Consider the following 8,296-nt stretch of genomic DNA (forward strand, 5'->3'; position numbering starts at 1 on the left):
CCAGATGGTCTATGTCTTGTACGTCTATCTCTGGCATTTGGCTATTTTGATTGCTCTTTATTAAAAATACCTTATTTCAAATTTAACCTGCTGAATCTAGGATTTAGTGCTACAGCCTATAGCTATGACTATTAAAGAACAAATTATTCAAGAACTTGACCGCATTCCTGAGTCTTATCTAGAGAAGGTGCTTGTTTTTTTGTATTCTTTAGAAACTCCATTGACTCGTGATGTTGAGCAGTTAAACAAGGTGGAAGCGATCATTCAAAAGGGATTAAATTCTGCGCTATCCAAGCCAAAGCGATCGTCATCGGAAATCTGGGCAGAATTTGCATCTATTCGCAATAGAATTTCTGAAAGTGTTGCAACAATCGAGCAGAATTTGTAAACAAGATGTTAAAAGTTGTTATTGATACATCTGTATTTGTTTCTGCTCTACTATCTAAATCTCAAGTAAGCTCACCGTATCTAGTTTTACAGGCTTGGCAGCAAGGCAAGTTTACCTTGGTTATGGCTCCTCAGCTACTTGAAGAACTCGTATTAAAACTATTGCAGCTTGGAGTGCCTGAAGAAACTAAGTACTATCATGGCACTCAAATATTGACTCCCCGTTTATTTTTGGACGCAATAGCGATCGCCTAGAAATCACGACTCACAGTAATAGCGATCGCCTTTAGAAGATAGATAATTGAGGCGATCGCCTAGAAATAGCAGCTTACAGCAATAGCGATTGCCTTTAAGAGATAGATTGTTGATGGAATCGCTCAAAAATCACGACTCACAATAGGGTAATATCTTATCGTAGTTCAGAAAAAAATATTTTTTAAGGATTAAAATATGGCAGAGCTTAACGTCACGAAAAAAAGTATAATTAGCCTGTTTTCTGAAATGCAGGGAACAAAATTTATTATTCCTGATTATCAACGACCATATAAATGGGATTTAGAAAAATGCGAAATTCTATGGCAGGATCTTACTGGCTTCTTTGAGGAAAGAAAGGGAAGTGAGGAGTATTACTTAGGCACGGTTGTCACTTGTAAAAATGATGAATCTGGAAAGATTGAAATTGAAGTTATCGATGGGCAACAGCGCATCACTTCACTCTTGCTTCTCCTTAGAGCGTTCTATTCAAAATTGGAAAACAGTGCAATTGTAGACGATAATATTGCTGGTCTCAAAAATCAAATTGCACCCTGCATATGGGACGTTAATCCTATTTCGGGAAGAGTCACTGACACTAGTTTAATCCATATTGAATCACGGGTTGCAACTGAATCTGACAATGAAGTATTTCATGAGATTCTTCGCACAGGAAAATCAGCACCAAACGCTAACGACCTTTATTCAAAGAATTATAATTATTTCTTTTCGATGTGTGAAGAATACGCAATGCGAAATCCAATTCATTGGCAGGCATTTTGTGTTTCCATTTTAAGGAATTGCATTATACTTCCAATTGATTGCGAAAAACTAGACACAGCATTGACCATATTTTCGACCCTAAACGACCGAGGAATGCCACTTTCGGATTCCGACATTTTTAAAGCCCAAATTTATCGTACTAAGACTACTGCTCAGGAAAAATCAGAATTCACTAATTCATGGAGAGAGCTTACCGAAACAGTCGATGACGCAGGGATTAGCTTGGATGCTCTCTTCCGAAATTATTCGCACGTTATTCGTGGCAGAAACGGTGACAGGACAAAAGAAATCGGGCTAAGAAAATTTTATGCTGGCAATGACAATAAATTTAAAAAATTAAAGCAACCTGATTTGATGAGAGAATTGCAAGAGCTTGCAGAATTTTGGCTAGCCGTAAAAAAAGGCAACTTGAAATTTCAGGAGCGAGAGTTTATTTCTCACCAATCTTTCAAATATCTTCATTGCCTTAACCATTACCCAAACGAATACTGGAAATATGTTACGAGCGCATATTTTCTAAAAAATAAAAATTCAGATTCATTTTATGCAAATTTTTCGGAATATCTCGCAACTTTGATTTCATTTCTATTTTCCGAGTTTGTTCTAAAACCAACCGTAAATGCAATAAAGGAGCCATGTTTCCAATTTTGCATTGATATTTTTGAAGGAAAGCCGCTTACAATAACTTCTTCAATTTCTTCAGAATTTTCGACCACTCTTTCTCAAACATCTAATTATAAAATTGCTCGCGCCATGATTTTGCTTCATGCTTATCTAAATCCTAATCAAAGAGACATAATTGATTCAAATTTTGAGATTGAACATATTTTCCCTCGTGTTTGGCAAGAAACTAATTACAACGGATGGAATCACAAAGATGCAAAAGTCTATTTGGAGCGATATGGAAACAAAGTGGCTATAGGGAAAAAAATAAACATCCAAGCTGGTAATGGGTATTTCGGTAAAAAGAAAAAAATATATGAAGGCTCATCCATTGCTGATGTAAAAGATCTTACAAAACACCAAAGTGCTGATTGGGTAAAGACTGACATTGAAGCAAGAGAAAGATTATTTTTAGAATCAATTGTAGGTTTCTTTTATACCAATTTGAACAAAAAATAAGTTCAAAATACTAAATTGTTAATGCGATCGCCTAAAAATTACGACTCACAGTATTAGCGATCTGATGTCTAACGCTATAATACAATTGCTGTCATTAAAGCATAGCTCATACGATTTAGTTGCTTCTCCAATAGAGTCTTCAAACTTTGAAAGCATCTAATTGTAACAATCAAGAATATACATAAGGGTAGCAAACATGATTACTCAAACAATGGTTCAACCTTCTTTCTGGATAGAGGTTGGTATTCAAATCCAAAAGGTAAGAGGACTTAACCTTTTTAAGTTCAATGATGATCTTCAATTGCGCCTCGAAATCCTCATCGAACGAAAAAAAAATAACATGCTCACTGTAGAAGAAAGTGCTGAACTTGCTGGAATTACTGAACTTGATCGTATTTTCACACTTATAAATGCTCGCATTATTGCCGAGTCATGACCATCAGTTTCGCCAGTCGTCAACGCATCCGCGATCGAGCTAATTTTCTATGTGAATACTGCCATTCTTTTGAAGAAGCTAGTAGCTCACTATTTACACTCGATCATCTTATTCCACAATCCCTTGGTGGAGACGATACTGAAGATAATCTTGCCCTTGCGTGTCATCGCTGTAATGGTCGTCGTTACAACTTCACAGAGGGTATTGATCCTGAAACCCAAACAATCGTTTCAATCTTCAATCCTAGACAGAACAAGTGGTCTGAACATTTCATCTGGTCTGACAATGGACAAAAAATTGTCGGCATTACAGCCATAGGACGCGCCACAATTGAACGTCTCGATATGAACGATGAGCGTCATGATGATGGCGCTATTCAGCGTGCGCGTCGTTTCTGGATTCGTGGCGGCTGGCATCCGCCTGCCCATGATCCTCAACAGTAACCTATTGAGAACGTTGAAGCGATCGCCTAAAAATAACGACTCACAGTTATAGCGATCACTTTCATGAAGATATATGTCGTTTTTTCTCAAGTTCTCTTACTTTATCCAAGATTTCAAGGAATAGTAATCCAAACTGCGTAAACTTGTACTCTACTCTTGGAGGCACTTCTGGGAATGCTATGCGCTCTAGAATGTCAAAATCCACCATTTTGTGTAAACAAGCATTCAATACCTTAGTAGTGAGTCCATCTAGCGATCGCGTAATAGCACCAGGGCGATCGACACCTTCTTGAATTAAGCCTAGTATCCGCATTGACCACTTGCAGCCAATAATATATTCGAGCATTTCCGAAACTGAAGTTTGAGTGGTTGGCATATCAAGCGTAGTTAAAAAATTAGTGATGCTGCTACTCAATTTGTACCAAAAAGTACGTACCTTTCCCGAAAGTGCTTACTTTTCATCTTTATTGATTATCTCTATTATGCTCTCAATAACTCAAACGGAAATTATTATGTATTTGGAATTTAAGAATCAGCAAGCATTAGTAATCGGTGGAAATAGCGGCATCGGTCTAGAAGTTGCCAAAATCCTTCTCAATCAAGGGGCAATCGTAACCATCGTGGGACGCAATGTTTCTAAGCTTGAAGAAGCGTCATCTTTTCTCAGCCAATTTGGTGATCTTAAAACTTGGCAATCCGATCTTAGCGATCGAAAACAAGTTAATCAACTTACAGAACGCATTGCTGATGAGTTGCCTGAAGTTCGCTATCTCGTCAATTCGGCAGGAGTGTTTTCACCAAAATCATTCTTAGATCATGATGGTGAAGATTACGATCGCTATCTAGATCTAAATCGCGGTACATTTTTTGCAACGCAGCAAGTGGCAGGAAACATGACTAAATCGAAGGGTGGAGCTATTGTCAATATTGGATCGATGTGGGCACATCAGGCGATCGCAGCTACTCCATCTTCGGCTTATTCGATGGCAAAGGCGGGATTACATTCTCTTACGCAACATTTAGCAATGGAACTAGCGCAGTATAATATCCGAGTAAATGCTGTCGCCCCTGCCGTGGTAGAAACGCCTATCTATGGCGCATTTATTAAGCCTGATGAGATTCATACAACCTTACAAGGCTTCAATAGTTTTCATCCCATTGGTCGAGTGGGATTGCCAATTGATGTCGCCGAAACTGTGGTATTTTTGCTCTCTAATCAAGCGTCTTGGGTCACAGGAGCCGTGTGGAATGTTGATGGAGGCGTGATGGCGGGACGTAATTCTTAATACAAATGTTAGAGCGATCGCCTTCAGCAAACCTTTATTTGATAGATAATTGAGGTGATCGCCTTTAGGAGATGGATTGTTGATGCGATCGCCTAGAAATCACGACTTACAGTAATAGCGATCGCCTTTAGGAGATGGATTGTTGATGCGATCGCTAATATTCACTAACCTAAACTTAAATCTTGATTTTCAATCGAAAATTGCAAATTGTATCGTAGTCAATCAATTCATGCAGCAAACAAGACAGCTATGTGTCAGCTTAATGATGGAAGCCTAATTTGCACAATAGATGAGTTACTTTGCACTAACACATCCTCCAAATAATTAAGGCTTTCTAATTATGCGCCTATGGAGTGTAGATGTGATTACGGACAAGGATAAATTTGAAGAGCATATTAACAATCTATCGAACGCATCACATCCATTAGCAGCAGATGGAAAAAAAGAAGCAATCGTACTTTTGTCAGAGCAACCAGAAAAGCCAGAACCAAAACGCATCAAACCGATCGCATTTGTTTTAGCAGGATTAGGGCTTGGCGCAGTCGTTGCGGGTATTTTTGGATATCGCTATTGGCAATATGCCTCCACTCACCAATCAACGGATAATGCCACCGTAGTCGGGCATATTCACCAAGTTAGTAGCAAAATCGCGGGAACAGTCACCTATGTCCTAGTCGGAGATAATCAACAGGTGCAGGCTGGACAACTACTCATAAAGCTCGATCCTAAGGACTATGAGAATAAAGTCCAACAAGCCCAAGCTGTTTTGGAATCCTCAAAACGAACAGCAAATGCAGCTCAAGCTAATATTGACCTAGCATCGGAAACCACGAGTGGCAAGACAACTCAAGCCCAAGGAAATATTAGTACCGCCCAAGCGGCGATCGCTAATGCTCAAGCCATTATGCAAGAAGCTCAAGCGGGGATTCCTCTCGCGGAAGCGCAGGTAGCAGAGGCGAATGCGAACTTCCAAAAAGCGCAAACTGATTACGATCGCTATAACAGCTTATTTAAACAAGGGGCGATCGCGAAGCAAGAGTTGGATACGGCAAAAGCTGCCTATGATGTTGCCCAAGCCCAGAAAAATTCGGCACTTCAGATTGTGCAACAGGCTAAATCAAGACTTGCTCAAACCCAAGAAGGAATTGTCAGCGCTCAATCTCGACTAGCGGCAACTGGTGGTGAATTGGAACAGGCAGAAGCTAGCGGACAGCAAACAACGGTAAATCGGAGTGAATACGAGGCGGCTCAATCAGCGATCGCCCAATCAGCAGCAATGCTCAAAGATGCCCAATTACAGCTTTCCTATATTGATGTATTCGCTACTAGTACAGGACGGATTGGCAAGAAAAATGTAGAAGTTGGTAATCGCATCCAAGTTGGTGCGCCATTAATGGCGATCGTTGAGAATAATTACTGGATCGTGGCAAACTTCAAAGAGACTCAGCTTAATAGAATCAAAACTGGGCAATCAGTAGAAGTTAAGCTTGATGCCTTTCCCGATCACACATTTACTGGTCGTGTTGATAGTATTGCTCCCGCCTCTGGCTCTCAATTTTCTCTATTGCCACCAGATAACGCGACAGGCAACTTCACCAAAATCGTCCAGCGTATTTCCGTGAAAATCACCCTAGATCCCCAAAGTCTGAAGGGCTATGAATCGCGGATTACCGCAGGAATGTCTGCGGAAGTTACCGTCGAAATCAAATAATTCCACAAAATCTATGAGCGTATTAAATCTTAATTAAATCCACATACAGTCAAAGCCGTGTCGAACATCAACGCAATTACCAATCAACGCCCAAATTCTACACTCCCCCCAGATTATGTGCCGATTAGAATCTGGATTGGAGTTGCGGCAAGTATGCTGGGCGCATTCATGGCAGTACTAGATATTCAAATTACCAACTCCTCGCTCCAAGATATCCAAGCCGCCTTAGGTGCAACCCTAGAAGAAGGTTCTTGGATTTCCACCGCCTATCTCGTCGCTGAGATTGTGGTAATTCCCTTAACAGGTTGGTTATCGCAGGTATTCTCGATCCGACGTTACATCTTAGTTAATGCCGCCTTATTCATCTTCTTTTCGATCTGCTGTGCTTCTGCTTGGGACTTGTCATCGATGATTGTCTTTCGCGCCCTTCAAGGAGCAACAGGAGGGATTTTAATCCCAATGGCATTTACGAATATGTTAGTAACCTTGCCACCGTCCAAACAGCCCATAGGCATGGCATTATTCGGCATTACCGCCACATTTGCTCCTTCGATTGGTCCCACCTTGGGCGGATGGCTGACTAATAATTATAGCTGGCACTATATCTTCTATTTGAATGTTATCCCTGGATTATTACTTCTTGCAGGTGTTTGGTATGGCATCAAACAGCAAGCACCAAAACCAGAATTGCTTAAGCAAGGAGACTGGTGGGGAATTATGGCGATGGCAATCGGTTTAGCTTCTTTGCAAGTGGTTTTAGAAGAAGGTTCGCGCAAGGATTGGTTTAGCTCATCATTGATTATCACTCTCGGCGCGATCGCCGCTACATTCCTAGCCCTATTTTTCTGGATTGAATTAACGCGCAAACAGCCATTCATTAATTTACGGCTACTACGCGATCGCAATTTTGGACTAGCAAGTATCGTCAACATCTCATTGGGAGTAGGGCTATATGGTTCCATTTATCTTTTGCCTCTATATCTAGTCCAAATCCAGAAATATAATGCCTTGCAAATTGGTGAAGTATTGATGTGGGCGGGGCTACCACAATTATTTCTGATTCCGTTTGTACCAAAGTTAATTCAGCTAGTAGATAGCCGTTTGGTCATTGGTGTGGGTGTAATTGTGTTCTCCACTAGCTGTTTTATGAACTCCGATCTCACCAATCTCAGTGGTATCGATCAGTTACGCTGGTCACAATTAGTTAAAGCGATGGGTCAGCCACTAATTATGGTTCCTCTGTCGGCTGTCGCTACTGCTGGTTTAGCAAAATCTCAAGCTGGTTCTGCTAGTGGTTTATTTAACATGATGCGTAATTTAGGTGGCTCCTTTGGGATTGCAGCTTTGGCAACTTTGTTAACTCAGCGCGAAAAGTTCCATTCCAATCGTCTAGGTGATGCGATCTCTTTATTTAATCCTGAAACGCAGCAACGAGTAGATACTTTGACGCAGTTGTTTGTAAGTAAAGGTGCGGATTTTAATACAGCGCAGTCTCAGGCTTTTCAAGCGATCGCCAGTACAGTGAGTCGTGAGTCCTATGTGATGGCTTTTAATGACTGTTTCTATTTTGTCGGTTTTGCGTTGTTGTTGAGTGGTGTAGCGGTGTTATTTTTTAAGAAGGTTAGAGTCTCAGATGCTTCTGGTGGCACTCATTAGTGTAATGAAATCATACCAATTCACGAAAGTGTGGCAGCACTTTTGTGAATTGGTAAACAAACCCATTAAACGAATTGGTTGCACTGATTTTTTTTGATGATTGTTGAGTATAAAGAATTGTAATTGCTCAACCTATAGCAAACAATGATTTGAGAGGATTCAAAGCGATAAGAATGGACTCAAAAGCGGAAAAGCCTTTTCTTTTTCCAGTATTGACAAT

At 40.4% G+C, this 8,296-nt stretch carries 10 protein-coding genes; 8 read left to right on the forward strand and 2 right to left on the reverse strand.

Annotated elements, in window-relative coordinates:
- Positions 1-124: 124 nt before the first annotated feature.
- Complete coding sequence (locus H6G05_RS24790; RefSeq protein WP_190582639.1) at positions 125-388, forward strand: hypothetical protein; 264 nt, start codon at positions 125-127, stop codon at positions 386-388.
- 5 nt (positions 389-393) lie between these two features.
- Complete coding sequence (locus H6G05_RS24795; protein ID WP_190582642.1) at positions 394-642, forward strand: PIN domain-containing protein; 249 nt, start codon at positions 394-396, stop codon at positions 640-642.
- Between the two features lie 3 nt (positions 643-645).
- Here H6G05_RS24795 and H6G05_RS25750 read toward each other — a convergent pair whose 3' ends face one another.
- A complete protein-coding gene (locus H6G05_RS25750; RefSeq protein ID WP_277874790.1) occupies positions 646-768 on the reverse strand; it encodes a hypothetical protein in 123 nt (40 codons plus the stop codon).
- Positions 769-837: 69 nt separating this feature from the next.
- Between H6G05_RS25750 and H6G05_RS24800 the strand changes: the two genes are divergently transcribed.
- From H6G05_RS24800 to H6G05_RS24810, 3 genes are all read left to right on the forward strand, one after another.
- Positions 838-2,544, forward strand: a complete 1,707-nt coding sequence (locus tag H6G05_RS24800; RefSeq protein WP_190582643.1) for a DUF262 domain-containing protein — start codon at positions 838-840, stop codon at positions 2,542-2,544.
- 196 nt (positions 2,545-2,740) lie between these two features.
- Positions 2,741-2,980, forward strand: coding sequence for a hypothetical protein (locus H6G05_RS24805; RefSeq protein ID WP_190582646.1), 240 nt, complete (start codon positions 2,741-2,743; stop codon positions 2,978-2,980).
- Complete coding sequence (locus tag H6G05_RS24810; RefSeq protein ID WP_190582648.1) at positions 2,977-3,423, forward strand: HNH endonuclease; 447 nt, start codon at positions 2,977-2,979, stop codon at positions 3,421-3,423. Before H6G05_RS24805 ends, H6G05_RS24810 begins: the two co-directional genes overlap by 4 nt.
- A 61-nt stretch (positions 3,424-3,484) precedes the next feature.
- Here H6G05_RS24810 and H6G05_RS24815 read toward each other — a convergent pair whose 3' ends face one another.
- A complete protein-coding gene (locus H6G05_RS24815; protein WP_199310763.1) occupies positions 3,485-3,799 on the reverse strand; it encodes a winged helix-turn-helix transcriptional regulator in 315 nt (104 codons plus the stop codon).
- A 25-nt stretch (positions 3,800-3,824) separates the two neighbouring features.
- Between H6G05_RS24815 and H6G05_RS24820 the strand changes: the two genes are divergently transcribed.
- From H6G05_RS24820 to H6G05_RS24830, 3 genes are all read left to right on the forward strand, one after another.
- Complete coding sequence (locus H6G05_RS24820; protein WP_242025825.1) at positions 3,825-4,709, forward strand: SDR family NAD(P)-dependent oxidoreductase; 885 nt, start codon at positions 3,825-3,827, stop codon at positions 4,707-4,709.
- A 340-nt stretch (positions 4,710-5,049) separates the two neighbouring features.
- On the forward strand, positions 5,050-6,420 hold the full coding sequence (locus H6G05_RS24825) for an HlyD family secretion protein (protein ID WP_190582649.1): 1,371 nt from the start codon (positions 5,050-5,052) through the stop codon (positions 6,418-6,420).
- Positions 6,421-6,477: 57 nt separating this feature from the next.
- Positions 6,478-8,076, forward strand: coding sequence for an MDR family MFS transporter (locus H6G05_RS24830; RefSeq protein WP_190582651.1), 1,599 nt, complete (start codon positions 6,478-6,480; stop codon positions 8,074-8,076).
- The last annotated feature ends 220 nt before the right edge of the window (positions 8,077-8,296 follow it).

It is taken from the genome of Phormidium tenue FACHB-1050, from assembly GCF_014696925.1.
Taxonomy (GTDB): domain Bacteria; phylum Cyanobacteriota; class Cyanobacteriia; order Pseudanabaenales; family Pseudanabaenaceae; genus Pseudanabaena.